General features: G+C 64.0%; 21 protein-coding genes, 1 tRNA gene, 1 pseudogene and 1 riboswitch. Of the genes and pseudogenes, 7 read left to right on the plus strand and 16 right to left on the minus strand.

Annotated elements, in window-relative coordinates:
* Nucleotides 1–4 precede the first annotated feature (4 nt).
* Entirely contained in the window at nt 5–364 is a 360-nt protein-coding gene (locus PCA20602_RS08785) for a hypothetical protein (RefSeq protein WP_150720880.1), read from the minus strand.
* A gap of 246 nt (nt 365–610) precedes the next feature.
* Nucleotides 611–1330 (minus strand): hypothetical protein, encoded by a 720-nt coding sequence (locus PCA20602_RS08790; RefSeq protein WP_246182089.1) that lies wholly within the window; start codon nt 1328–1330, stop codon nt 611–613.
* A 5-nt stretch (nt 1331–1335) separates the two neighbouring features.
* Nucleotides 1336–1414, plus strand: a riboswitch (Fluoride riboswitch).
* Nucleotides 1415–1542: 128 nt separating this feature from the next.
* Between PCA20602_RS08790 and PCA20602_RS08795 the strand changes: the two genes are divergently transcribed.
* Nucleotides 1543–2916 carry a voltage-gated chloride channel family protein gene (locus PCA20602_RS08795; RefSeq protein WP_246182090.1) on the plus strand — a complete coding sequence of 458 codons (1374 nt, stop codon included), beginning with the start codon at nt 1543–1545 and terminating at the stop codon, nt 2914–2916.
* Nucleotides 2917–2943: 27 nt separating this feature from the next.
* On the opposite strand, the gene PCA20602_RS08800 is transcribed toward PCA20602_RS08795, so the two are convergent.
* Nucleotides 2944–3894, minus strand: a complete 951-nt coding sequence (locus PCA20602_RS08800; RefSeq protein ID WP_150720882.1) for a DUF72 domain-containing protein — start codon at nt 3892–3894, stop codon at nt 2944–2946.
* A gap of 156 nt (nt 3895–4050) precedes the next feature.
* Here PCA20602_RS08800 and PCA20602_RS08805 point away from each other — a divergent pair, with 156 nt between their 5' ends.
* The 4 genes from PCA20602_RS08805 to PCA20602_RS26270 all read left to right on the plus strand — a co-directional run bounded on the left by PCA20602_RS08805 (nt 4051) and on the right by PCA20602_RS26270 (nt 8176).
* Nucleotides 4051–6135, plus strand: a complete 2085-nt coding sequence (locus PCA20602_RS08805; protein ID WP_150720883.1) for an ATP-dependent helicase — start codon at nt 4051–4053, stop codon at nt 6133–6135.
* A 1-nt stretch (nt 6136) separates the two neighbouring features.
* Nucleotides 6137–6619 carry a GNAT family N-acetyltransferase gene (locus tag PCA20602_RS08810; RefSeq protein ID WP_150720884.1) on the plus strand — a complete coding sequence of 161 codons (483 nt, stop codon included), beginning with the start codon at nt 6137–6139 and terminating at the stop codon, nt 6617–6619.
* A gap of 255 nt (nt 6620–6874) precedes the next feature.
* Nucleotides 6875–7666 carry a bestrophin-like domain gene (locus PCA20602_RS08815; protein ID WP_150720885.1) on the plus strand — a complete coding sequence of 264 codons (792 nt, stop codon included), beginning with the start codon at nt 6875–6877 and terminating at the stop codon, nt 7664–7666.
* A gap of 315 nt (nt 7667–7981) precedes the next feature.
* Nucleotides 7982–8176 carry a DUF6726 family protein gene (locus PCA20602_RS26270; protein WP_343032058.1) on the plus strand — a complete coding sequence of 65 codons (195 nt, stop codon included), beginning with the start codon at nt 7982–7984 and terminating at the stop codon, nt 8174–8176.
* Between the two features lie 237 nt (nt 8177–8413).
* On the opposite strand, the gene PCA20602_RS08825 is transcribed toward PCA20602_RS26270, so the two are convergent.
* The 8 genes from PCA20602_RS08825 to PCA20602_RS08855 all read right to left on the minus strand — a co-directional run bounded on the left by PCA20602_RS08825 (nt 8414) and on the right by PCA20602_RS08855 (nt 17196).
* Nucleotides 8414–9586: an alpha/beta fold hydrolase gene (locus tag PCA20602_RS08825; protein ID WP_150720887.1), complete on the minus strand. Its 1173-nt coding sequence runs from the start codon at nt 9584–9586 to the stop codon at nt 8414–8416.
* 260 nt (nt 9587–9846) lie between these two features.
* Nucleotides 9847–11247 carry an HdeD family acid-resistance protein gene (locus tag PCA20602_RS08830; RefSeq protein ID WP_150720888.1) on the minus strand — a complete coding sequence of 467 codons (1401 nt, stop codon included), beginning with the start codon at nt 11245–11247 and terminating at the stop codon, nt 9847–9849.
* Between the two features lie 235 nt (nt 11248–11482).
* The gene (gene argG / locus PCA20602_RS08835; RefSeq protein WP_150720889.1) at nt 11483–12817 is read right to left on the minus strand and encodes an argininosuccinate synthase; all 1335 of its coding nucleotides are present in this window, start codon (nt 12815–12817) and stop codon (nt 11483–11485) included.
* Between the two features lie 175 nt (nt 12818–12992).
* On the minus strand, nt 12993–13889 hold the full coding sequence (locus tag PCA20602_RS08840; RefSeq protein ID WP_150720890.1) for a LysR family transcriptional regulator: 897 nt from the start codon (nt 13887–13889) through the stop codon (nt 12993–12995).
* Between the two features lie 236 nt (nt 13890–14125).
* Complete coding sequence (locus PCA20602_RS08845; RefSeq protein ID WP_069342110.1) at nt 14126–14974, minus strand: DMT family transporter; 849 nt, start codon at nt 14972–14974, stop codon at nt 14126–14128.
* A 262-nt stretch (nt 14975–15236) separates the two neighbouring features.
* Entirely contained in the window at nt 15237–15389 is a 153-nt protein-coding gene (locus PCA20602_RS25585) for a hypothetical protein (protein WP_174980921.1), read from the minus strand.
* 95 nt (nt 15390–15484) lie between these two features.
* Nucleotides 15485–16462, minus strand: a complete 978-nt coding sequence (locus tag PCA20602_RS08850) for a pyridoxamine 5'-phosphate oxidase family protein (protein ID WP_246182091.1) — start codon at nt 16460–16462, stop codon at nt 15485–15487.
* Nucleotides 16463–16518: 56 nt separating this feature from the next.
* Nucleotides 16519–17196 (minus strand): glutathione S-transferase family protein, encoded by a 678-nt coding sequence (locus PCA20602_RS08855; protein WP_150720891.1) that lies wholly within the window; start codon nt 17194–17196, stop codon nt 16519–16521.
* A gap of 151 nt (nt 17197–17347) precedes the next feature.
* Between PCA20602_RS08855 and PCA20602_RS08860 the strand changes: the two genes are divergently transcribed.
* Entirely contained in the window at nt 17348–18241 is an 894-nt protein-coding gene (locus tag PCA20602_RS08860; RefSeq protein ID WP_150720892.1) for a LysR family transcriptional regulator, read from the plus strand.
* 197 nt (nt 18242–18438) lie between these two features.
* Here the strand turns inward: PCA20602_RS08860 and PCA20602_RS08865 are convergent, their stop codons facing one another.
* The 5 genes and pseudogenes from PCA20602_RS08865 to PCA20602_RS08885 form a co-directional block, all read right to left on the minus strand.
* On the minus strand, nt 18439–18729 hold the full coding sequence (locus tag PCA20602_RS08865) for a hypothetical protein (protein WP_150720893.1): 291 nt from the start codon (nt 18727–18729) through the stop codon (nt 18439–18441).
* Between the two features lie 434 nt (nt 18730–19163).
* Nucleotides 19164–19240 (minus strand) — tRNA-Val (locus PCA20602_RS08870).
* A 290-nt stretch (nt 19241–19530) separates the two neighbouring features.
* Nucleotides 19531–20287: pseudogene (locus PCA20602_RS08875) on the minus strand (NYN domain-containing protein); the annotation flags it as partial.
* A 196-nt stretch (nt 20288–20483) separates the two neighbouring features.
* Nucleotides 20484–20672, minus strand: coding sequence for a DUF2783 domain-containing protein (locus PCA20602_RS08880; protein WP_150720894.1), 189 nt, complete (start codon nt 20670–20672; stop codon nt 20484–20486).
* An 84-nt stretch (nt 20673–20756) separates the two neighbouring features.
* A complete protein-coding gene (locus PCA20602_RS08885) occupies nt 20757–22472 on the minus strand; it encodes an FAD-dependent monooxygenase (RefSeq protein ID WP_150720895.1) in 1716 nt (571 codons plus the stop codon).
* Nucleotides 22473–22679: 207 nt separating this feature from the next.
* On the opposite strand from PCA20602_RS08885, the gene PCA20602_RS08890 reads away from it, so the two are divergent.
* Nucleotides 22680–23135, plus strand: coding sequence for a MarR family winged helix-turn-helix transcriptional regulator (locus PCA20602_RS08890; protein ID WP_150720896.1), 456 nt, complete (start codon nt 22680–22682; stop codon nt 23133–23135).
* Nucleotides 23136–23154 lie beyond the last annotated feature (19 nt).

Here is a 23154-nt window from a genome sequence, read left to right on the forward strand (position 1 = left end):
CCCACTACTCCCACTGACGGAGTGACGGCGGGCGACGATGCACGACATAGTCCCCGCCGTTTTCATGGGTGAAAGGTTTGGCGTCCAGGGTGGCAATGCCCGCGAGAATCCGGGTCGCCGTGGGCGTCGCCCGGAGTTGTTCCCGCATGGACGCGTCCAGGCCATCGATTATCCTGGCCACACTGGTGTCCGCCTCCTGAATGGCACGTTCGGGATCGTAGCTTCCCATCAAGTGCAAGTATTCGGTCGCATGCTCGCCGAAGACCGTGCCGAATATCGTTTGCGATTCGAAGAGCATGATGAAGAGCGTCGGCGCGACGACCACGACCTCGAACTGCTCGCTCGACGCGTTGATGGTCAGCACGTCCTTGATGCGATCCTCCTGATCGTCGATGACGCCAGAGTGCGTCGAGTGAACGTCATGAATCACGAGCGTCTGAAGTTGCCGGAGATAAATGACGTCGCCCGCCGTCGAAGGGACGTCACTCAACGAGCTGGGGCAATAAAAGCGCGACGTCTCGACAAGGGTTTCGGGCAACCATGCCTGAAGGAACGCAATCGCGTCATTGGAGGGGCAAACAATGCTTCGTAAGTCCATGAACGCGTCTCCTTAGTTCGCACAGCTCATGCAATGCGCGCCTTCTTCCATGCACGCGCGGTATTTGCGTTTCAGTCCCAAGGCGAAATCCCGCTGCGCCAGACAGAATTCGATGTCGTCGCCTGTCCAGCAAAGAATCGTGGCGGGCTTGATCGAATTGACCAGATTGCGCGCGGTGTCCGAATAGTTGCCGCTGACGAACAGACAACCGATCAACGACGACGGGCGACGCGTGAGATGCGCGAGCAATGTTGCGATCGGCTCCTTGTTCGCGGCTCGCTTCGTCCGTGTCGACGGCTTCGAATAGTCCTTGCACTCGACAATGGCGGCGATGCCGCCGGAATAGATCATGCCGTCGACCTGCTCGATGATCCTCCGATCCTCGTGCCGCACCCGGAACGGCCACCTGACCTTCGCCCCACTAAGCTCGAAGCCTTTGAGCACGAGGTATTCCAACGCTCTTCCCGCATCCCAACCCGGTGTCGAACATTGTTTGACGTCGCGCCACAACCCAGCAACTTCCTCCCACCCATACCCCTTCACCCGTTCGATGTATTCCCTGTCTGCGACCATGCTGTCCTCCGTGAAGCTGAAGGCGATTCTAGGGGCGTTGGCGCAGGCAGAACGGCAACCGGCCGATTTATCGGAATCCGCCGATGCGGTTCGGCATTTCGTCTGAGATATCGTCGAAAAATGTCGCGCATTGTGAGTGCGCTCGCTTCCTGATAGCATGGCGTCTGCTGCACGGAGATGGCATACCTCCGGCGTTCGTTTCGCAAACCGCCCCGCCCCGGGGCTGATGATGCCTGCAAGATCCTGGCGTGCCGGGAGGTTGCGGGCTATGCGGACGGGCGATTTTCTCGTTCCCCACGAAGTCACCCCGCGTTTCCCCTTTCTGTCGCGTTCAGGCATGTTGTCGACGGCGTCGTACGCCGCGATTCACGATGTTTGCAACCATGAAGATGTTCCACGACTCTCCATTGCGTGACCTGTTCGGTGTCATCCCGCGTGCCGCCCACGCCAGCTTGCTGGCCGCGCTCGTCGGGGTGATGGCCGGCAGTGCTTCCGCGCTGTTTCTCGTCGCCCTGGATCTCGCGACCGACACGCGCCTCGCCCATCCCTGGCTGCTCTGGGGGCTGCCTCTCGGGGGCTTCGCCGTCGGCTGGCTCTACCTTCGGCTCGGCGCGAGCGTCGAGGCGGGTAACAATCTGCTGATCGACGAAATCCACGATCCCCGGCGGGTAGTGCCGTTGCGCATGGCGCCGCTCGTGCTGTTCGGTACGGTCATGACGCATCTGTTCGGCGGCTCCGCCGGACGCGAAGGCACCGCCGTCCAGATGGGCGGCGCGCTGGCCGATCAGCTCACGCACGTTTTCCGATTGTCCGGCGAGCAACGTCGCGTGCTGCTGATGTCGGGGATCGCGGCGGGCTTCGCCTCGGTGTTCGGTACGCCGCTCGCGGGGGCCATTTTCGGGCTGGAGGTGCTGGCGATCGGCCGCTTGCGCTATGACGCCTTGCTGCCATGTCTCGTCGCCGCACTCGTGGGCGACGCCGTCACGCACGCCTGGGGCGTGCATCACACCGTCTATACGATTGCCCCCTCGGCATTCGGCGCATCGATGACCCTCTCGGGGGCGTTCAGCGCGGCGGCGGCCGGCGTGCTTTGCGGACTGGTCGGCATGGCCTTCGCGCAGGCGACCCACGCGACGTCCGCTTTCATGAAGCGTCGTGTGGCCTACGCACCGCTGCGTCCGCTGCTGGGCGGTCTGGCGGTGGCGATTGCCGTCACGATGCTGGGCACGCCGCAGTATCTGGGGCTGGGCATCCCGACCATCGTCGACGCATTCCATACGTCGCTGCCGTGGTACGACTTTCTCGGCAAGCTTGTCTTTACGGTCGTGACGCTGGGCGCCGGATTCAAGGGCGGCGAAGTGACCCCGTTGTTCTACATCGGCGCGACGATGGGCAACGCGCTGTCTCACGTGCTGGCGCTGCCTGCACCGATTCTGGCGGGCATCGGTTTCGTTGCGGTCTTCGCGGGGGCGGCCAATACGCCGATCGCGTCGACATTGATGGCCATCGAAATCTTCGGTCCGCAGATTGGTGGATATGCGGCGCTCGCCTGCGTACTGGCGTATCTCTGCTCGGGACACACGGGGATCTATCGCGCGCAACGGGTCGGGCACAGCAAACATGGTCCGGTACCTGAAGGCACGCGGCTTGCGGATGTGCCTGCGTGGCGCAGGATGCTGCGTACGGGCGTCGCGTCCAGGGACACGGTCGCCGTCGACCCGAGCGACAGCCTGCCCCGCGTTTGACGTCAGGCGGTTTGCGGACCGATAGCGCTATCGTCCGAGGCGCGCAAGGTCGGTAAGGGCGCGCTGGAACGCCGATGCGTTCTTCATGCCCTGATCTTCGTGGTTGGTGTTGAAGAGCACGTGCGTGTCGTCGGCGAGGGCAGCGATGCGCGCCACACGGGCGGAAATGTCGATCAGCTCGCTCGCGCTGTATTCGTAGACGAAGCGTCCCGAAGAGGCGGTGATGCCTCGTCGATTCCACGCTGCCGCGTTCCGGCCATGCAGACGGACGACGCACAGGTCGTCGCGCGTCGTAGCCCACACGGCAGGTACGGTGTTGTCGAAGCCCGTCGGGCTGTCGACGATCGTGTGCGCGGCACCCGTTTCGCGCAGCATGGCGAGCGTGGCCGTCTCTCGCGACGGCGAATCGAACCAGCTGCGATGGCGGAATTCGATGGCGTGCCGCTCGCCGTCCAGCCGTTGCGCCGTCTCGAAGACGAGTGCGCGCCCGGCCCGGTCGTTCCGGACGCGGGGCGAGAACTGAAAGTGGATGGCCGAAAGTTGCCCGCTCTGGCGCAGGGGCTCGATGGCTTCGAGATAACGGCGCCAGAGTTCGTCGCGCAATTCGGCCGGGATATCGCCGGGCGCGATCTGCGTGTCCTGCGTCGGCGATGTCGGTGATGATCCTCCCGTGGCGATGCGTGATCCCAGGGCCCGTGCGATATCCGTCGGCAGGGCGCTCACCGGCGTGGTATGCCCCGTGAACGCGCGAAACGCCTTGATGTGAAAGTGAAACGATGGGGGCGTGCGCTGCGTCCAGCGCCAGGCGACGGCGGCGTCCGGCAAGCGGTAATAGCTGCTGTCGACTTCCACCAGATCGAACTGCGAGGCGTAATGGCGCAACCGTGCCTCCGGCGTATCGACGCCCGGCGGGTAGAACCGTCGGCACGCGATGAGCGTCGGGTCGGTCCAGGAGGAGGTGCCGGTGCGGATCGTCATCGTGTCGGCGGATGGCTTGCCTGTTGGGCGCTTGGGAGGGAGACGACGGTGATTCGTCGCGAATTTCCGCGAAGACTCGATGGGCGTTGGGCTCGTCGTTATAATGTATAAATATACAGTACTCTTCGAGCGTACCTTCTCCGTTTTTCACCTCGCATGTCAGAACCATCGTCCGCCGCCGCCTGCGATCCGTGGGCCGAACTCAATGACCGCCAGCGCGAAGCGGTCGACTATGGCGTGGGCGACGACGGCACGCCGGGCGGGCCGTTGCTCGTCATCGCCGGGGCAGGTTCGGGCAAGACGAGTACGCTCGCGCATCGGGTGGCCAATCTGATCGTGCGCGGCGCCGATCCCAACCGCATTCTGTTGCTCACGTTCTCGCGACGCGCGGCAGGGGAGATGGAGCGGCGCGTGGGCGCGGTGCTGCAAAAGGTGTTGGGGCTGGCGTCATCCCAGCCGCCGTCGCTACCGTGGGCCGGCACGTTTCACGCCATCGGTGCACGGTTGCTGCGCGATTTCGCGCCGCGCATTGGCCTGTCGGAAGCGTTCACCATCCACGATCGCAGCGACGCCGAGGATCTGCTTGGGCTGGTGCGTCACGATCTCGGGTTCTCCGCCACGCAGTCGCGCTTCCCGCTCAAGGGCACGTGTCTGTCGATCTACTCGCGCGTAGTGAACAGTCAGGCGCCGCTGGACGAAGTGCTGGCGAAACATTTTCCGTGGTGTGCTCAGTGGGAAGCGCAACTCAAGCAACTCTTCGGGGCTTACGTCGACGCCAAGCAGGCGCAGCATGTGCTCGATTACGACGATCTGCTGCTGTATTGGGCGGAGACGATGGCGGCCCCGGCGCTGGCGCGTGAACTCGATAGCCGCTTCGATCACGTGCTCGTCGACGAGTACCAGGACACCAACCGTCTACAGGCGCAGATTCTGCTGTCGATGAAGCCGCAGGGACGCGGCCTCACCGTCGTGGGCGACGACGCGCAGTCGATCTACGCGTTTCGCGCCGCCACGATCCGCAACATCCTGGATTTTCCCGGCCAGTTCGCCGAACCCGCGCACGTGGTCACGCTGGAGCGCAATTATCGGTCGACGCAGCCGATTCTGGATGCCTCGAATGCCGTCATTGCGGAGTCGAGCGAGCGTTATGCCAAGGCCTTGTGGACCGACCGGCAGTCGACGCGGTTGCCGCAGCTCGTGAATGTCAGCGATGACTCGGGGCAGGCGCGCTGGGTCGCGGATCAAGTGCTTGCGCAACGGGAAACCGGCATCCGGCTCACGCAGCAAGCGGTGTTGTTCCGTACCGGCAGCCACAGCGCCGCGCTGGAACTGGAACTCACGCGTCGCAATATTCCGTTCGTGAAGTTCGGCGGCTTGAAGTTTCTCGAAGCCGCACACGTGAAGGACATGCTGTCGATCCTGCGTTGGGCGCACAATCCGGCGAGCCGCTTGTCGGGGTTCCGCGTCGCGCAGTTGATTCCCGGCATCGGCCCGGTGAGCGCCACCCGGTTGCTCGACGCCATGGCGCAATCCGCGACACCGGCACAGGTGCTGGCGGCGTTCAAGCCACCGGCGGCAGCGACTGCGGAGTGGAAAGCGTTCGTCGATGTCTACATGACGTTGCACGACACGCGGCTCGCGTGGCCGGCGGACGTCGATCTCGCGTTGCGCTGGTATGCGCCGTTGCTCACACAGCGTTTCGACGACGCGGCGGTGCGTCAGGCTGATCTCGAGCAACTGGCGCGTATTGCCAATACCTACGGCTCGCGCGAGCAGTTCCTCACGGAACTCACGCTCGATCCGCCCGATGCCACCAGCGCGCAATCGGGGCCGCCGTTGCTCGACGAGGACTATCTGATTCTCTCGACGATCCACAGCGCGAAGGGGCAGGAGTGGCATTCGGTCTATGTGCTCAATGTGGTCGACGGCTGTATTCCGTCCGACATGAGTACGGGGGACGACGAGGACATCGAGGAGGAGCGACGTCTGCTCTATGTGGCGATGACACGCGCCAAAGAGTCGTTGCAGTTAGTCGTGCCGCAGCGGTTCTATGTACACCAGCAAACCGGCTTGGGCGACCGTCATGTGTACGGCACACGCAGTCGCTTCGTCTCCGACAAGATGCTGCCGCTCTACGACATCTTCCCGAAACCGCGCGAGGACGAGATGCCGCGCGGCCCCGTCGGCGACGTGAAGGTGCATATCGATGTGGCGAGGAAACTTCGTAATGCCTGGACGTGAGATGACGGCGCAGATCGTGCTGCGCGAGGGGCGAGCATCGGATGTCGACGCGCTGACTCAACTGCTCATGCAGACTTATTTCTCGACGTGGGCGCCCGTGCTGCGCGCTGAGATTGCCGCGACGTTAGCATCAGGTGAACGCACGCGCGCCTACGTGCAGGCCCATTGGGCTGAGTTCGTCGTCGCGGTGCCGCAGGGGGCGGATGAGGACGTTATCGGCATGGTGCATGCGGTCGGCGACTTCATCGACGCGCTGCACGTGTCGCCATCGCAGCAGCGCCGGGGCATTGGGGCGTTGCTGCTGGCGCACGCCGAAACGCAAATGCGCGCGCAGGGGCATCGGGTGGCGCGCCTCGAGACCGACACCTTCAATACGCAAAGCCGCGCTTTTTACGGGCGACACGGGTACGCCGAGGTCGCCATGTATCCCGACGAAGAATGGGACAGCGGTTTGACAACGGTGCTGCTCACAAAACCGCTCTGACGCCGCGCGCATGCCGACATCATCGGCTCGGGGATTCCTCGGATACGTGGCGGCAGTGCGTCGCAGACGTTCCGCAACCGCGCCTGGAAAGCACGGGAAACTTTCGGCACGTTTCGACGGTGAGGCGCGGAAATTTTCTAAAGTTGCCGTCTTTCGTGCATCAGGTATAGTCGCCGCATCGGCGGCGGAGCACTGCGCCTCGACCGTCGGAAAAGTTTCGGAAAGCATGATCACGATGAAATCCGGGAGACGTGAATGCAGCGGGTGGTGGATCAGATGACGTTGTTGCCGATGGGCTTGTTGCTCGTCTGCATGGCGATGGGCACGGCATTGCTTGCCGTTGTTGTCGCCTGGCTGGCACGCGTCACGCTGTTCGACCGGTTGAAGGATCCGTCCGAAGTGCGCGGCTCCGTGGCCGACGTGGTCCACGGCAGCCTGCTGGCCTTCATCGTGTTCGTGCTGGCCCACGTGCTGACGGATGTGCGGGCGAATCTTGGGCATGCCGACGATCAGGCACTGCACGAGGCGTCGGTGGTTCGTCGGCTCGATCGTGAATTGAAGGCCGTTGGCGACGACGATGCCAAGTCGGCGCGCGTATTGCTGCGTGGCTATGTGGCGTCTGCCGTGACCGATGAATGGAAGACGTTGAGTACCGCCGACCCTGAGCTTTCGCCGGATACCGAGACGGCGCTCACGGCATTCGTCGGTGCGACGCGCCGGGTGATCGCCCGACATGAGGACAGCGCCAGTTCGATTCGCACATTGCTCGACCGTCTGGAAGAGGCGAGGCAGGGACGCTTCGAGAATTCGACGAAGACGGTGCCCGGCGTGTTCTGGTGGGTGATCTCGCTGTTCATGCTCGCGGCAATGGCGATGAATGGTCGATATCCGGGCTCGTGGAAGAGCAACGTGATCGTCGCGATGCACATGGGTGCGATCGGCATGGTGATTGCGCTGATCGTCAATCTCGACGAACCCTTCCGCGGCTCCTCGGGCATTTCGCCTGTGCCGCTGGCGAAATCCGTCGGCATTGTTGTGCCGAACTGATGTGCCTCATTGAGGTGCTGAACTGATCTGCCGAATGAGGTATCGCGCAGAGGCGGTGTGTCAGGCGCGCAATTTGAAAGCGTTTTCCGCCGAACACCGGCATACAGACAAATTGATTTGACGATTTACCAGAACCGCCGGTTTTCCGGCACCTAGCCCGACTCAGGACGCCCCCCGATGACTACGTATCCTACGATGAGCCGTAAGGCCATCGCGACCCTGCACGCCCGTCACTTTGTGAAGACTGACGCGCATGACCCGCAAGACCCGCAACCGCCCATCCCGTCGGCCGTGTTCGACCGCGCCGACGCGTCGATGTCGAAACCTGCGCCGCGCAACTGGCGCCGCTGGTGGGCACTGTTCGCGATTCTGCCGTTCGTGACGTCGGTGGCGGGATGCGGATTGCTGGCGGCACCGTGCCGGGTGGCTTCGGCCGGCTTGAAGATCATTCCGGGGGTTGGGGGTGTGCTGGCCGCGCCGACGGATGCGTGCGCTGCCGCGATCGACTGACCGCAGAAAAAAAGAAAGCCCGCGCGTTGCGGGCTTAATCCATATCAGGAGGAGACATGGAGGAGACGAGTTCAGTATAGGACGACGTGTTGCGATGCACCATATGTATTTTTACGTAAGTGTCCGCTTGTTGCGTATGTGCAACGGAAAATAATCATCATGAAAACAATGAGTTATTTTCGGTGTCGCCGTGCTGCTCAAAGAGTCCCCCCGGAGAAATCCGAGTCATGCCTCTAGTTATTGTGCGCGTGCACCCTTCTTCGTTGCCATCAGGTGCAGCAGGAACGGTACGGAGTCGCGCAGCGACGGGTTGACCGTCGCATCGTGATCCAGTCCCTGATAGACGCGCACGAGCGTCTTCGTGCCGGCTTTAGTGACGTCGCGGGCGAAGGCCTGCTGCATGATGAGCGGCACGTCGATATCTTCCGATCCCATGCCGATGAACACCGGATGCTGGATGCGCAGCGTCGGGTAGCGCAGTGACGGCGTTTGACTGTCCAGCAACTTCTGAATGTCCGGCTGCATGCTGTTACCGGCGTTCAGTCCGGCGGCAGTGGAATGGTCGGTCAGCGTGTCGATGCACAGCGTGCGCGCTTCGTTGAGGACCGGCAGCGCCTGCGGCGAGAAGTACTTCGCCGGGTTCAGCGACGGATCGCGGTCGGCGGCCGACAGGAAAATGTACATCGCGTATGGAATCTTCGGGTCCGGCGCGCCCGGGTCGGGCTGACCCGAGAACAGCTTGCTGGCCGACGTTTGCGCGTTGAAATACGGCGTGCCGGTCAGGATCGTCGCGACGACTTTGACGTCCGGTGCGTACTGCGGCTGGTATCCCGCGGCGGCGAACGCGGCGTGGGCCCCTTGCGACTGCCCGATGAGCACCACGCGGTTCTGTAACGGGAAGACGCTGCGTGCGGCTAGCAGGCTGTCGAGCACGCTGTACGCTTCGGCCCGCGAATTCAGATAGTGATGCAGCCCCGGCGAGCCGAGGCCCGCGTAGTCCGGCGCCACCACGGCGAAGCCGAGCGATAGCCAGGTGTCGAGATATTGAATGTCGCGCGGGCTGCGGACATTGAGCGACGGGGCACAAGTGCTGGCGATGCCGACCGTGCCGTGCGCCCAGAGGACGACCGGCCAGCCGCCCGGCGGTGTCGGCCCCTTGGGCAGGAAGACAGCGCCGGTGTCCTCGCGGGCTTCGATGCCGCCGACCCCATCGATGGAGCTATAGCGGATCTTGAACTGCGCGCTGGCTTCCGCGAGTCCGTAGTCGGGATTGAGCGGTTGCCGTTCGACGATCGCGCCGTGCGGAATGGTGACGGGAGCGGCCTCGGGCGTAATCGCATGTGCGGCACGGCCGATGACCAGACTGGCGAACAGCGCGGCGCTGACATAGCGCCACAGGCGGTTGAACATGTTGAACTGTCCTCGTATTGGATGATGCGGGATGCTTGGGCGAGCAGCGCTCGCGCACTGCCCGGATGCCTGCTGCTCTTGCGTGGCCAATACGGGTGACGTTACACCGTCCCCCTGTGAAAGTCTTAATAATGCCGAATCGATGCGTCCCCGACCGTGACGTTCGCGCCCCGGGGCACTCGGGCGCGACCGGATGCGACTGAGTGCGATCGGCCGCGATCAAGCGCGATTAAACACGTCGAGGCGCCCTGCGGCACACATCAACCGTGCGATGCCTGACCGCCTTGGGCCTGCGTTGCTGCGGCCTGCTCGGCCTCGCGCCACGCACGGCGCGAGCGACGCATCCGGCGCAGCGCCAGCGACGTCATGGTGATCCAGCCGAACGGACGCGGATCGACGAGCATGCTCACCGCGCGCGCATAGTCCAGCACCAGACCCGGCGTCCACGCCATGGTCTTGGCGCGCTTGCGCAGTTGCGCCGCGACCCACAGCTCCGGCGTGAGCCACAGCCGGACGAACGTCCACCAGCCGGCATCGGCGCCGTTCTGCAATTGCCCCACACGACCCTCGATAGCGGCTTCGAGCGCCTTGGCCACACTGCTCGAACAGTTGCGGTGCGTGAGGTTATACGTGGCGTTGCGCTGGTATGTCTGCCAGAAAGCGGCCAATTGCTGCGGACTGTAATTGCGAATGCGAACCTTGACCGTCGACGGACACCAGGCCTTCGATTCGGTTGCGTAGTCCGGCTGGAACGTGCCGGGCACGTCGTTCTCGCGGGTGGCGCGCAGCAACTGTCCGAACTGATCCGGCGAACGGTCGATTTCCTTCGCGGGGTAGAGACTCACATAGATTCCCTCGTGGCTCTCTAGTGCAGCGTGGCCGGTCGAAATCACACCATTCTTGTCGACGGCAGCGATATAGCGATCGATCACCGGATGCCGACGCGCAGGGGCTTTGGAGGACCCCGACGGCGTCCAGACGTGCACCGTCAGCGCGGGTTCGGCGTCCGTGGGCGGACCGTCCCAACGCGGGGCGCGAGGACGATCGCGCCACAGGCGGCGCTTGTCTTCCGGGCTGCCGAGAATCTGCTCCACGCGGAAGTCGCCACGCATGCGTCGCGCGCGCATGGCGAGCACGAGCACGTTCCACCCGGTGAAGACGAGGCCCAGTCCGATGGCGTACGGCAGCGTGCCCTTGTAGTGCGTGGGATACGGCTGGTAGAAGAAGATCGCTACGCCGATTTCCAGCAGGCCGCCGACCATCGCCCAGATCCAGCGCGGATAGCGCACCACGTAAGCCGCCACGCATTGCAGCAGGCCGTCGGCGAGGAACAGCGTGCCGAACAGCATCGACAGCCAGAAGTTGCCATTGAACTGATGGAAGACGAGTACGAGCAATGCCGCGACCGTGAACGTACCGCCTTTGAGCCCGCGCACGAGCCGCTGACCGCCCACACCGATGGTCGCGATGGCAAGCGTCGCCAGCCCTTCGAGCAGCAGCAGCCACGCGAAGACCTTGAGCGGGAAATGCACCACGCCGTCGAGCGCATCAACGATCAGCGCCAGGCCGAAGGCAAAGAAGATCGCGCCGATCCAGATCAGCGCACGAGCCCGGCGGCGCAGGTAATTCACGCCAAGCAATAACAGAATCAGACGTACCAACGAGAGTCTCCATCGCATGCGCGCGTCCCGACAGCCGGAGGACGACACGCACCCCGAATGCGGGAGGGTTTGAACTAATTTGGGATGCCGCCTATTTTTGTCGCTATCTTAGCGCGTCAACCGTGACAGACCAAAAAACAAAGGCGGTGCGTCCCTTACGGGGCGCACCGCCTGTTGCGGCAGACGATACAGACGCATCGCGACCTCACCGGGAGGCGCGATACGTTGGTGGGTCTCAGTCCTTCTTGCCTTCGAGCTGCGGCAGCGCGTCGTCGCTCGTCGACGTGAGCAGACCAGCCTTCGCGTACGTCATCAGCTTCTCACGCGTGTCGACGATGTCGAGCGTGCGCATCGTGAGCTGGCCGATACGGTCGAGCGGCGTGAAGACCGAATCGCCCTTTTCCATCGTCAGGCGTTCCGGCTTGTACGTCAGGTTCGGCGAGGTCGTGTTCAGCAGCGAATAGTCGTTGCCGCGACGCAGTTCGATCGTCACTTCGCCGGTGACGGCGCGCGCCACCCAGCGTTGTGCCGTCTCGCGCAGCATGATGGCCTGCGGGTCAAACCAACGGCCCTGATACAGCAGACGGCCCAGACGACGGCCGTTCTCGCGGTACTGCTCGATGGTGTCTTCGTTGTGGATGCCCGTCACGAGACGTTCGTAGGCGATGAACAGCAACGCCAGGCCCGGGGCTTCGTAGATGCCGCGGCTCTTCGCTTCGATGATGCGGTTCTCGATCTGGTCGCTCATACCCAGACCATGACGGCCACCGATGCGGTTGGCTTCTTCGAAGAGTTCGACAGCGTTGGCGAACGTCTTGCCGTTCAACGCCACCGGCTGGCCTTCTTCGAAGCGAACCGTGACTTCCTCGGCCTTGATCGCGCAATCGTCGCGCCAGAACGGCACGCCCATGATCGGCTGCACGATCTTGATGCCCGAATTCAGGTGCTCGAGATCCTTGGCTTCGTGTGTGGCGCCGAGCATGTTCGAGTCCGTCGAATAGGCCTTCTCGACCGACATCTTGTAGTCGAAACCGTTGGCGATCAGGAATTCCGACATTTCCTTACGGCCACCGAGTTCGTCGATGAACGTCTGATCCAGCCACGGCTTGTAGATTTGCAGACCCGGGTTGGTCAAGAGACCGTAGCGATAGAAACGCTCGATGTCATTGCCCTTGTACGTGCTGCCGTCGCCCCAGATGTTGACGCCATCTTCCTTCATGGCGGCCACGAGCATCGTGCCCGTGACGGCGCGGCCGATCGGCGTGGTGTTGAAGTACGTGACGCCGGCGGTCGAGATGTGGAACGCGCCCGATTGCAGGGCGGCGATGCCTTCGGCCACGAGTTGCGCACGGCAGTCGATCAGGCGGGCGTTCTCGGCGCCGTAACCCATCGCGCGGCGCGGGATATCTTCGTAATCAGGTTCGTCCGGCTGACCCAGATTGGCCGTGTAAGCGTAGGGAATCGCGCCCTTTTGGCGCATCCAAAGCAGCGCAGCGCTGGTGTCGAGACCGCCCGAAAAGGCGATGCCGACCCGTTGTCCCGTGGGGATGTGTTGCAGAATCGTGGTCATCGGCGTGAAAAAGCTGGGTTTTTAACCTGTCAAGTATCCCCGTCCGGACTAGGGATGGTCAAGTCTGATGGGCGATTCGTGCCGCTTTGTCCGGCTTCCCGGCGCTTTTCCCGCACGCCGGGACTGCATTCCAGCGATGTCATCCTTTCATCGCGTGGCGTCGCGTCGCACCCGGTTACCACTGCGTGCCGGCCACGCTGCATGCAGACGCCAGGAAGTCCGAAAACGCCCGGATCACGAGCGATGCCTGACGATGCTGCGGGTAGACGACATAAATCGACGACGGCGTGGGCTCGAAGTCGTCGAGCACCGTCACGAGACGCCCGCCCAGCAAGGCCGGCGCGACGATGAACACCGGCAGCCAGGTCAAGCCCAGCCCGGCGGCGGCGGCGTCGCGCGCCAGTTCGCCGTTGTTCACGCGAAGACGTCCGGACACCGGAATTTCCAGCGGATGCCCGTCGCGCGCGTAATGCCAGTTCACCCGCTGGCTATGGCCGTAGGGCAGCAGCGCGTGATCGCGCAGGTCTTCCGGGGTTTGCGGCGCGCCGTGAACGTCCAGATAGCGCGGGCTGGCGCAGGTGACCATCCGCATGGGCGCGACCGTCCGGGCGATCAGCGACGAATCGGCGAGCGCGCCGATGCGCACCGCCACGTCGTAGCCTTCGCCGATGATGTCGACGGTGCGGTCGTTCAGTTCCAGTTCGATCGTGACGTCCGGATACGTCGTGAGAAACGAGGGGATCACCGAGCCGAGGAACATTGTGCCGAAGGACATCGGCGCGGAGACCCGCAGATTGCCGCGCGGGCGTTCTCCCTGACTGCTCACCGCCAGATTCGCGGCTTCGACGTCGTCGATGATGCGCTTTGCCCGCTCGTAATAGATCCGTCCAAGGTCGGTCACCGACAGCCGCCGCGTCGTGCGCAGCAGCAGGCGAGCGCCGAGCGACTGCTCCAGCGAGGAGATGCGACGGCTCACGAACTGCTTCGACAGGCCGAGCTTTGCTGCCGCGCCGGTAAAGCTCATGGCGTCTACGGCGGTGACGAAGATACGCATGTCGTCGAGCAGATCCATCGGTCCGATTTCCGTCGTCAGAAACAGTGAGAGAAAGCATGAGGGGGGACGCGGGTGACAACGCACGGATTTCTATCCGCATTGTCACCCTGAAGCCGACAATCTTAGCCGAGATGGCGTGATGCCATGTCCGACAGCGATATCCCCATAGTCGGCGCTCACGTCTTCCGGGCTTCCGATCTGGCGGACGTGGGACACGAAACGTCCGCGCCCGCGTCCGCCGCCATCGTCCCCGACTACCGAAGCGCCAACCGAAGCCCCAGCAGGATCGCGCCGGTGCCTGCGACCGCCAGCGCCGTCGGGCGATGGCCGAAGATGCCCCAGTCGAGCAGCGCCGTGACCACGGGCACCAGATAGAACAGGCTGGTGACGGTCACGAGATTGCCGGAGGCGATCATCCGGTAGAGCAACAGCGTGGCGCCTACCGAAATCACCAGTCCCATGTAGAGCAGGGGCAGCCAGAAGCCGACGGTGCCGTCGATGTGCCACGGCTGCGTCGGTGCGACGAGCAACGCCAGCGCCAGCCCCACGGCGTACTGCAAGGGCAGCACGTCGAGGGGTGTCTGCCGCGAGCCCTTCTGCGCGAGCGTGCCGAGCGTCATGCAGGCGAGTGCGCTCAGCGCCCAGATCGATCCCGCTGCCGAAAGCCGGGCGGACATCAGACTCTGGGCGACGACGAGCGCCAGCCCGGCGAGCGCGACGGCAAGACCCAGCAGACGGCGCGCACTGTGACGTCGCTCCAGCGCCACCAGCGTGAGAATCGGCTGGACGCCGAGCACCGTCGCCAGCGCCCCCGGGGTGATGCCGTTGGCCAGCGCGAGCAGATACGCAGCCTGGTAGCCGCCGATCAGCAATACGCCCGTGCCGGCGACCTGCCATCGCGTACCGGCGGCGGGCCACCATTGGCGTCTCGTGAGGGCGATGAGCGTCAGTGCGGCGAGCGCCACGCCCAGACGAATCACGAGAAAGGCAAACGCCGACGCATGCGTCAGCCCCCATTTGGCGGCCAGTGCGCCGCCGCTCCAAAGCAGAACGAACAAGAGCGTTGCGCCGTGTCGGCGCCACGCGAGACCATCGAGTTGCATCGATCTTCCCCAGTGCAGCCTGTCCCCCTCGTGCTGCCGCTGCGTCGGCCACGTGCATGGCGCGTGCGCCGGCGTGCTGACATCGACGTATCGACTCGCCCACGCCTTGATGCATCAAGGCATCAAGGCATTGCAGTGAACCGATTCGTGCAAAGCAACGTCATCGCGTCTGACGCAACGCGCAGACAGGCGGGACAGAACTGATATTCAGATGAAAAGGTGTTGTGCCGGGTGACGAACACCCGGCGCGCCAGACGTGGCGTCAGGCCACTACGGCGCTGACGACCACCACAGCGGGCGGTGCCACGCCGGACGGCGGGGGAGGCGCGACGGCCGCAAAACGTCCGCGCAGCCGTGCGCTCGCACCGCGTTGCGGCGGCGATACGGCGAGGCGGATGGACGAGTCAGCGGTCATGGATCGATGAAAAGAAAGGTAACGCCCGTCACTCGACGGGCGTGGACACACTTTACACGGCGGACTCTGAACGAGCAAGCGCGCGTCCGGTAGTCTCAGGCGGTCGGCCAGTCGCCAGTGCGCTCGACGCTGGGCGACGCCTCGCCGTCGCGCCACGCGGCGGGCAGCGCACCGCGCACGCGCCGCACTTCACGCACGTGCAGACGCACCAGTCGCAGCGCGCCTTCGAACCCGCTTTCGGCTTCGTCGTGCCAGAGCACCTCGGCATCGCCGGCGACGTGCAGAAAATCGCCCGATGCGAAGTCGACGAACACCAGCCCCGCGCGCGGATTGACGTGCAGGTTGCCGAGCGTGTTGTAGAACGAATTGCCGCGAAAGTCGGGCCACATCAGCGTGTTCGCATCCTCCACGCGCACGAACCCCGGCTTGCCGCCGCGATGCGAGACGTCGGTGCCTGCGCTGCGTTGCGTCGCACCGTCTCCCGCGTAATGCGTCGCGATGAAGAACGTGTCGGCGCTGGCGATCTGCCACTGGGCTTCGTCGTCGAGCGAGGTCTGCGACGGCTCGGCCACGGGCGGCGCGTCATGTTCCTGCGGTGTGATCTCTCGCTTGCGGATGTACTGCGGGCAATTTCCGAAGCTTTGCGCAACGCGCAGCGTAAAGCCTTGCGTATCGACTTCCTCGACGGTGCCATTCATGCGATTGCGACGGCGCGTCGACGGCTCGATGCCGAGTAACCCGACCGACGCCCCCTGCCGCACCGCGCCGTAGAGCGGATCGGTCGGCGGCGCAAACGCATTCACGCGCAGCAGCGTCGGGTCGGGCGAGTGGGCAAAGCCGGGCGTGCCGCTCAACAACGTGGCCCACGGTTGATCGTCGGCATCGAGCGCGCCCATTACGACAAACGGCAATTGCCCGAAGAACTGACGATGCTGATCCGGCATCGCGAGACGAATCACGCGCCCGCCGATTTCCGCCATCGCTTCACGTGAGCCGGCCAGCGTCTGCACGTAGATCTCGCCGGCATGGAACGGCGATTCGAGTTGAAGCGGTGTCGGGGCGGGGGCGTTCATGAGTCTCTCCTTCAGTTCAGGCGACATCCGGCCGGAGGGGGCGGCCGAACCTGCGCTCAGGCGGCAAGCGCATTCAGACCGCAGGCCGTGGGGGCCATCGGTACGAAACGCGGCATCGCTTCGATGCGGGCCAGCCAGGCGCGTACGGCGGGATACGGCTGGAGCGAGACGTTGCCTTCCGGGGCGTGCGCCAGATACGTGTACAGCGCGATATCGGCAATCGTCGGCGTGTCAGCGGTGACGAACGCCGTTGCCTTCGGCCCGCTCAGATGCGCTTCCAGACGCGTGAGCAGCAGCACGCCGCGCTCGATCATCGCGGTCGTGTCGACGTCGCGGTTGAACACTACGGCCACCCGCGCGGCGGCCGCACCAAAGGCGAGATCCCCGGCGGCGACGGACAGCCAGCGCTGCACGTGGGCGGCCGCCACGGCATCCTGCGGCAACCACGCGTGCGTGGCGTCGTAGCGATTCGCGAGATAGACGAGGATCGCGTTGGAATCGGCGAGCACCACGCCGTCGTCGTCGATCGCGGGCACCTGACCGAACGGGTTGATGGCGAGGTAAGGGGGCTGCTTGTGTTCACCGGACCCGAGATCGACGTCGACCGTCTCATACGGCAGATCGAGCAGCCGGAGCATCAGCTCGACGCGATGGCAATGACCCGACAGCGCGAACCGGTACAGACGGATCGGGCGAGCGGGAGCGTGGGCATGGGTGTCGGCGGGGCGGGTCATAGGGCATCTCCGTTGGCAAGAACATAGGGAACGTGCGGATGCTGGCGTCAGAACCGTCACGCGATAAACGCATTGTCCATCTCGCCGATTTCCGGATAAATGGCGTCAACCTGATTTGACTACTCCGAAAATCGGAGTAATGATGCGACGCATGGACAAACTTCGCGCAATGCAGACGTTCGTGGCCATCGTCGATCAGGGCAGCCTGAGTGCGGCGGCGCGCGCGCTCGATTCCTCTCTCCCCGCCGTGGTTCGCACGCTGGCGGCGCTGGAAACGTCGCTCGACGTGCGCTTGCTCAATCGCACCACGCGCCGTATCGCGCTCACCGAAGAGGGGCGGACGTATCTCGACACCTGCCGTCAGATCCTGAGCGCGTTGCACGAGGCCGAGGCGCGGCTGGCGGCGCGTCACGAAGCGCCGACGGGCACGCTTGTCGTCACCGCGCCGGTGCTGTTCGGGCAGTTGCATGTGGCGCCCGCGTTGTACCGGTTCCTTCGGGCCTATCCGGCAGTGAAGTGCCGCCTCATGCTCAACGATCGCGTGGTGAATCTGTGGGAGGAGGGCATCGACGTCGGTATCCGCATCTCGCCGCTGGAGGATTCCACGCTCGTGGCGCAGGGCATCGGTGCGATTCGTCGCGTGGTGGTGGCGAGTCCGTCGTGCATCGCAGAGCAGGGGGACGTGAAGCATCCGCGCGAGCTGATCGGCAAGAACTGCATCCTGTCGCACGGCGGCGGCTACGGTCAGTGGCGCTTCTGGGAGGGCGGGCGAGAGTCGGTCGTTGCGGTCGACGGCAATCTCGAAATCAGTCACGGGATGACGGCGGTCGAGGCGTGCATCGATGGCGTTGGCTACGGCTGCTTCCTGTCGTATCAGGTGGCGGGGGCATTGGCTGACGGGCGGCTGGTGCGTGTGCTGACGGACTTCGAAGGGCCCGCGCGGCCGGTCAGCATCGTCTATCCGCATGCGCGCCTGTTGCCGTCGCGCACGCGGGCTTTCGTCGAATGGATGAAGCGGGAATTGCGGGATGTCGCGATGACGTGAGGCGGATGTAAAGCAGATGTAAAGCGGATGTGAAGCTGACGTGAAGCGGACAAAAGAACGCGGAAAGCGACGGCGCCGCTTCCCGCTTAAAAAGCCCGCCGACGCCAACCGGCGGGCCGCTTCGTTCTTCGTTCGATCAGGATGTCGTGAGACATCCGGTACTACATCGGTACTACAGGCCGTAGAGGCTGTGGAGATTACCAGCCACGGTGCCAGCCGCGATCATGACGCTCTTCCCAGCGACGGTGTTCCCAACGGCGCTCGCGCCAGTCGTCCCAGCGATCGCGACCGTAGTACACGACCGGTTGCGGCGCGCGATATACCGGTTGCGGTGCCACGTACACCGGCTGCGGCGCGACATAGACCGGCGCAGCCACGACAGGTGCGGGCACGCCGAGGTAGAGGCCGACGTCCACACGAGCCGAGGCAGCGGTCGATGCGACTGCGGCGGCGGCGCCGAGGGCAGCGATGATCAGAATGCGTTTCATGGTGTCCTCCATGAGCGCTCGCAGCAGGATGCGGGATGCAATCGACACTACGCGCGCGGTGGCAATGAAGCCGGTGAGTCGGATGGGTTCGGTAGCGCTTCGAACGTTGCCGTCGGTGTGAGCCTGTCGTCGAACCGTTGATGCCAGTCTAACGACGGCCTCGCGTAGCAGGTGCTACGAGGGTGTTGGGGATGTGTCGTTTTGTAACGCCGGTGGACGTGCCGGATGCGCCGACGTCACCCATGGAGGTGAGCGCTCATCGCGCCGGTGCGGGAATGGAATTGAGGAGAATCGGAAGAGGTCGAAGCGACGGTATGCGAGGTGACCGAGGCGCGCTGAAGTGCGTGATGATCGGTCTGACGATCGGCATATCCGTCGCAGAAAAAACAAAAGGCGTCACGCGAGAACGCGGACGCCTTTTGCTTTTTGTTCGTTGGTAGGCTCGATTGGATTCGAACCAACGACCCCCACCATGTCAAGGTGGTGCTCTAACCAACTGAGCTACGAGCCTAGAAAGACCGCGAGTATAGGGTGAATTTCAGAAGCTGGCAAGCGTTTCGCGAGAAATTCCTGAAAAAAGTGGGTGCGATGCTCATTCGCCGCGCTTGGGCGGCTTCGCTGGCTTCGTCGACTTGGCCCGCGTGCTCCGCGTGCGCCTTTTCGTTATCTCTTTCGTTGCCTCGCTGCCTTCCGTCGGCTTCATGGGTGAGGGCTCCTTTGGTGCGATGGGTTCCCTCGACTCCCTCGTCCCGGACGTGTCGACCGTCGCGAGCGGCGCTGCGACCGGCCCGTTGCGCTTCGGCTTGATGCGCACCCAGATCCCCTTGTTGCTGCCGCTGCCCGAGCGTTGCTCCACGTCGAACAATCCGGTGGTCGCCACGAGGTCGCTGAGTTTGCCGAAGCCGTAGTTGCGCGCGTCGAAGTCCGGGGCCTGCTTGGCGATGTGGCTGCCGATGGAGCCGAGGCTTGCCCAGCCGTCTTCGTCGGAGACGGCGGTCACCGCATTGCGCAGCAGTCGCACCAGTCGCGTGTCGCGTTTGAGTTCGGACGCGCTGCGGCGCTTGCGTGGCGTGGGGGCTTCGTCATCGTCAGGCTCATCGTCCTGGCGCAGCAATTCCGTGTAGATGAACTTGTCGCACGCGGTGACGAAGGGCTGCGGGGTCTTGCGTTCGCCGAAGCCGTACACGATCAGCCCCTGCTCACGGATGCGCGATGCGAGCCGTGTGAAATCGCTGTCGCTGGACACGAGACAGAAGCCGTCGAAGCGCCCGGTGTAGAGCAGATCCATCGCGTCGATGATCATGGCGCTGTCGGTGGCGTTCTTGCCGACGGTGTAGCGAAATTGCTGAATCGGTTGAATCGAATATTCGAGCAGGCATTTCTTCCAGCCGTCGAGATTCGGTTTCGTCCAGTCGCCGTAAATGCGCTTGACGCTCGCGACGCCGTATTTGGCAACTTCGGTGAGCAGGCCTTCGACGATGGCGGGCGCGGCGTTATCGGCGTCGATCAGTACGACGAGCGTGGGGCCTTGAGCGGCCACGGGCGTTGTCACTGGCATGAAAGGGTTCCTTGGACGCGAAGACAAATGTGTGTGGAGGCGAAGACGCTTTCGATCCTCTCGAACGCCGTCTTCCCAACATTCGCGCATTATGGCCCGGAATGATGACTGCCACGCATCATCCCGCCAGTCATGAGACGGCCGCAACGCGATCGCGCTCGATCATTGCGCCCAGCGTCTGCTTCTCGGCGAACGCCTACGCCTGCGCGGCGGCCTGCTCGATAAGCGAGATCACGCGCTGCGGATCGCGAATCTCGTTGGCCAGCAGCAGGACGACTTTCGCGAGCAGCAACTCGCGTTTGGCTTCCGGCGCGGCATCGATCGCCAGCGCGAGCGTGTCGTAGATGTCTTCGAGGCCGGCGATGGCGGTTTGTTGGGCGGTCATGACAGGGCTTCCCTAAATGCAGTTCACGTAGCGCTATGTAGCGCGATGGAGCGCGATGGAGCGACGAGCCGGTGACGTCGTCGATCAGACGCGCGCCGTCGCGTGCGCGAGGGCATCGGCCAGACGTGTCGCGTCGAGCTTCAGCCAGCGGGCGCAGATGTGGTGATCGGGGCGCACGAGGTACGTCGTGCCGTCCTCTGCACCGTATTTCGCGGCCGCGTGGCCCGCCGGGTCCGGCAACGTCAGATCGGCACCGGCGACGCTGTGTTGCGACAGCGCGAAGGCAACGACTTGCACCGGCACGCCGCGCTCGCGCCACGTCACGACTTCCTGACGGAGCGTGTCGTCGAGCGGCTGGTCGCCGAACCTCACCAGATGGAAGGCTGCACCAAGGTGATCGTAGAAATAGTCGTTATCGCCGAGTTTCACGTTGGGGGCCGGCGCGCCGACTGTGGGGCCTGCCGCCATCGTCGCGTTGTCGTCGCTCGGGCTGTTGAGCGGCGAGTCGCGATAGTCGTGCGCGCGCGACGTGCGCCAATGAAACAGCGGACGTACGAATTCATGATCGAGCGAGAGGTCGAGCACGGCGTCGCGCAGCACCCGGAAACCGTGCGAGGGCGGCGTCATGAAGCGGGTGCTCTTGCCGGCTTCCGCAATGATCTCGCGCGCGGCACCCACACGGTCGTGCGTGTACGACGCCAGCAGCGGTTCAGGGGCCGCGCCCTTGACGACCGCTGCCAGTTTCCACGACAGATCGATGGCGTCCTGAAAGCCGGTGTTCGCGCCGCGTACACCGAAGATCGGCAGCAGGTGCGCGGCGTCGCCCGCGAAAAGGATGTGGCCGTGGACGTAATCGGGAAGCGTGAGCGCGCGGGCCGAATACACCGAGCACCAGTCGAGGTCCCACGGCTTGCCGCCGAGGCCCATCATGTCCAGTTGCGCGTTGATGCGCTCGCGAATCGTCTGGGGTTGCAGTGCGTGTTCGGACGTCTCGTCGACCGGCAACTGATAGTCCACGCGCCAGATGCCGCCCGGCTCGCGATGCATCAGCACCGTGTTGCCGGGATTCCAGTCGGGTGCGAAGTAGGCAAGGCGCTCCGTCGGTAGATCGAGGTCGATGCGAATGTCGGCGATGACGAAGCGTCCCTCGTAGCTCGCGCCTTCGAAGCGCAGGCCGAGCGCGGTGCGCACCGTCGAGCGCGCGCCGTCGGCCGCCACGAGCCACGCGGTGTGTTGCGTGTACTCGCCCTCGGGGGTGTCGATTTGCAGCACCACGCCGCCTTCACTGCCATCGTCCTGAGCGACCGGGGTAAGGCCCACGAGCTTGTTGCCCCAGCGAATCTCCACGAGCGGTTCGCGCTCGATCGCGTCGACCAGATAGCTCTCGAGTACATTCTGTTGCAGGTTGATGAGCGGCGCGAAGCGGTCGTCTTCGTCGACCGGCGATTCCATGCGGAACACGCGCTGGCCGCGGTAGTACGAATTGCCGCTGGTCCAGGGCAGCCCGTTGGCGACGACGGCATCCGCCACCCCGACCGCTTGCAGAATCTCCTGCGAGCGACGCGTAAAGACGATGGCGCGGCTGCCTTCCGAGACCTGCTGCTCCGCCTGCAGCACGACGCAGCGCACGCCGTGACGCGCGAGCGCAAGGGCCGTGACCATGCCGATGGGACCGCCGCCGACGATGGTGACGGGCACCGTTGGCGCGTCGCTCTGTGTGGCAGCGCGCGGATAGAAATGGGGATAGACGCGATACGCGTGATAAAGCGACGCGCGCGGGGTGGTCTCTGGTTTATGCATGATGCGGCAGCCGGAAAATGGCTCGGCGCACGGGCTGCGGATCCCTTGCCGACGCGAGCGCGACGCAGGGGCGCAAACATCACGCGCGAATGACGCACGGCGTCATCGAGCTTTACGAGTTTTGGTTGCTAACGCAACAATTCTAGTGTGCTAAGGTTGCGTTCGCAACCAAATATCGACCCATTTCGTCTAGGGGAAAACACTGAAATGCGGCCATCCCACAAATCGCTCGACCAGTTCCTGACGTACAAGATGCACCGTCTGATGAAGCAGCACGATCGGCGCATCTCGCAGTCGTACGCGGACGGCGCGCAACTCAGTCTGGCGGAATCGCGCGTGCTGGCGGCCGTGGGGTCGGCAGGGGCGTTGTCGAATTCGGAACTGGCGCGTCGCGCGAATCTGGACAAGAGTCAGGCGAGCCGTGGCGCCGACGGGCTGGTCACTCGCGGGTTGGTGCGGCGTGCACCGGACGATCACGACGGTCGCGCGGTCAAAGTTACGCTGACCCTCGAGGGCGAACGTGTCTGGCGCGTGGTGATCGACGCCGCCCGCGCACATTACGAGCAACTGTTCGACGCCCTCTCGGACGACGAGATGCGCGTGTACGAACGTCTGCTCGACAAACTGCTGCTGCGCTCGGACGAACTCGACGAGCAGGGTTGAGCGGCGCGTAACGTTTCCA

The organism is Pandoraea capi, from assembly GCF_902459735.1.
GTDB classification, from domain to species: Bacteria; Pseudomonadota; Gammaproteobacteria; order Burkholderiales; family Burkholderiaceae; genus Pandoraea; species Pandoraea capi.

Coding starts and splice junctions, on each gene's coding strand:
- PCA20602_RS08840 (WP_150720890.1), bottom strand. CDS start 13,889: ATGGATCTGCTCGACGACATGCGTATCTTCGTCACCGCCGTAGACGCC.
- PCA20602_RS08855 (WP_150720891.1), bottom strand. CDS start 17,196: ATGACCCGCCCCGCCGACACCCATGCCCACGCTCCCGCTCGCCCGATC.
- PCA20602_RS08790 (WP_246182089.1), bottom strand. CDS start 1,330: ATGCTATCAGGAAGCGAGCGCACTCACAATGCGCGACATTTTTCGACG.
- PCA20602_RS08890 (WP_150720896.1), top strand. CDS start 22,680: ATGCGGCCATCCCACAAATCGCTCGACCAGTTCCTGACGTACAAGATG.
- PCA20602_RS08880 (WP_150720894.1), bottom strand. CDS start 20,672: ATGACCGCCCAACAAACCGCCATCGCCGGCCTCGAAGACATCTACGAC.
- PCA20602_RS08860 (WP_150720892.1), top strand. CDS start 17,348: ATGGACAAACTTCGCGCAATGCAGACGTTCGTGGCCATCGTCGATCAG.
- PCA20602_RS08815 (WP_150720885.1), top strand. CDS start 6,875: ATGCAGCGGGTGGTGGATCAGATGACGTTGTTGCCGATGGGCTTGTTG.
- PCA20602_RS08805 (WP_150720883.1), top strand. CDS start 4,051: ATGTCAGAACCATCGTCCGCCGCCGCCTGCGATCCGTGGGCCGAACTC.
- PCA20602_RS08795 (WP_246182090.1), top strand. CDS start 1,543: ATGTTTGCAACCATGAAGATGTTCCACGACTCTCCATTGCGTGACCTG.
- PCA20602_RS08845 (WP_069342110.1), bottom strand. CDS start 14,974: ATGCAACTCGATGGTCTCGCGTGGCGCCGACACGGCGCAACGCTCTTG.
- PCA20602_RS26270 (WP_343032058.1), top strand. CDS start 7,982: ATGTCGAAACCTGCGCCGCGCAACTGGCGCCGCTGGTGGGCACTGTTC.
- PCA20602_RS08810 (WP_150720884.1), top strand. CDS start 6,137: ATGACGGCGCAGATCGTGCTGCGCGAGGGGCGAGCATCGGATGTCGAC.
- PCA20602_RS08800 (WP_150720882.1), bottom strand. CDS start 3,894: ATGACGATCCGCACCGGCACCTCCTCCTGGACCGACCCGACGCTCATC.
- PCA20602_RS08825 (WP_150720887.1), bottom strand. CDS start 9,586: ATGTTCAACCGCCTGTGGCGCTATGTCAGCGCCGCGCTGTTCGCCAGT.
- PCA20602_RS25585 (WP_174980921.1), bottom strand. CDS start 15,389: ATGACCGCTGACTCGTCCATCCGCCTCGCCGTATCGCCGCCGCAACGC.
- PCA20602_RS08850 (WP_246182091.1), bottom strand. CDS start 16,462: ATGAACGCCCCCGCCCCGACACCGCTTCAACTCGAATCGCCGTTCCAT.
- PCA20602_RS08865 (WP_150720893.1), bottom strand. CDS start 18,729: ATGAAACGCATTCTGATCATCGCTGCCCTCGGCGCCGCCGCCGCAGTC.
- argG (WP_150720889.1), bottom strand. CDS start 12,817: ATGACCACGATTCTGCAACACATCCCCACGGGACAACGGGTCGGCATC.
- PCA20602_RS08885 (WP_150720895.1), bottom strand. CDS start 22,472: ATGCATAAACCAGAGACCACCCCGCGCGCGTCGCTTTATCACGCGTAT.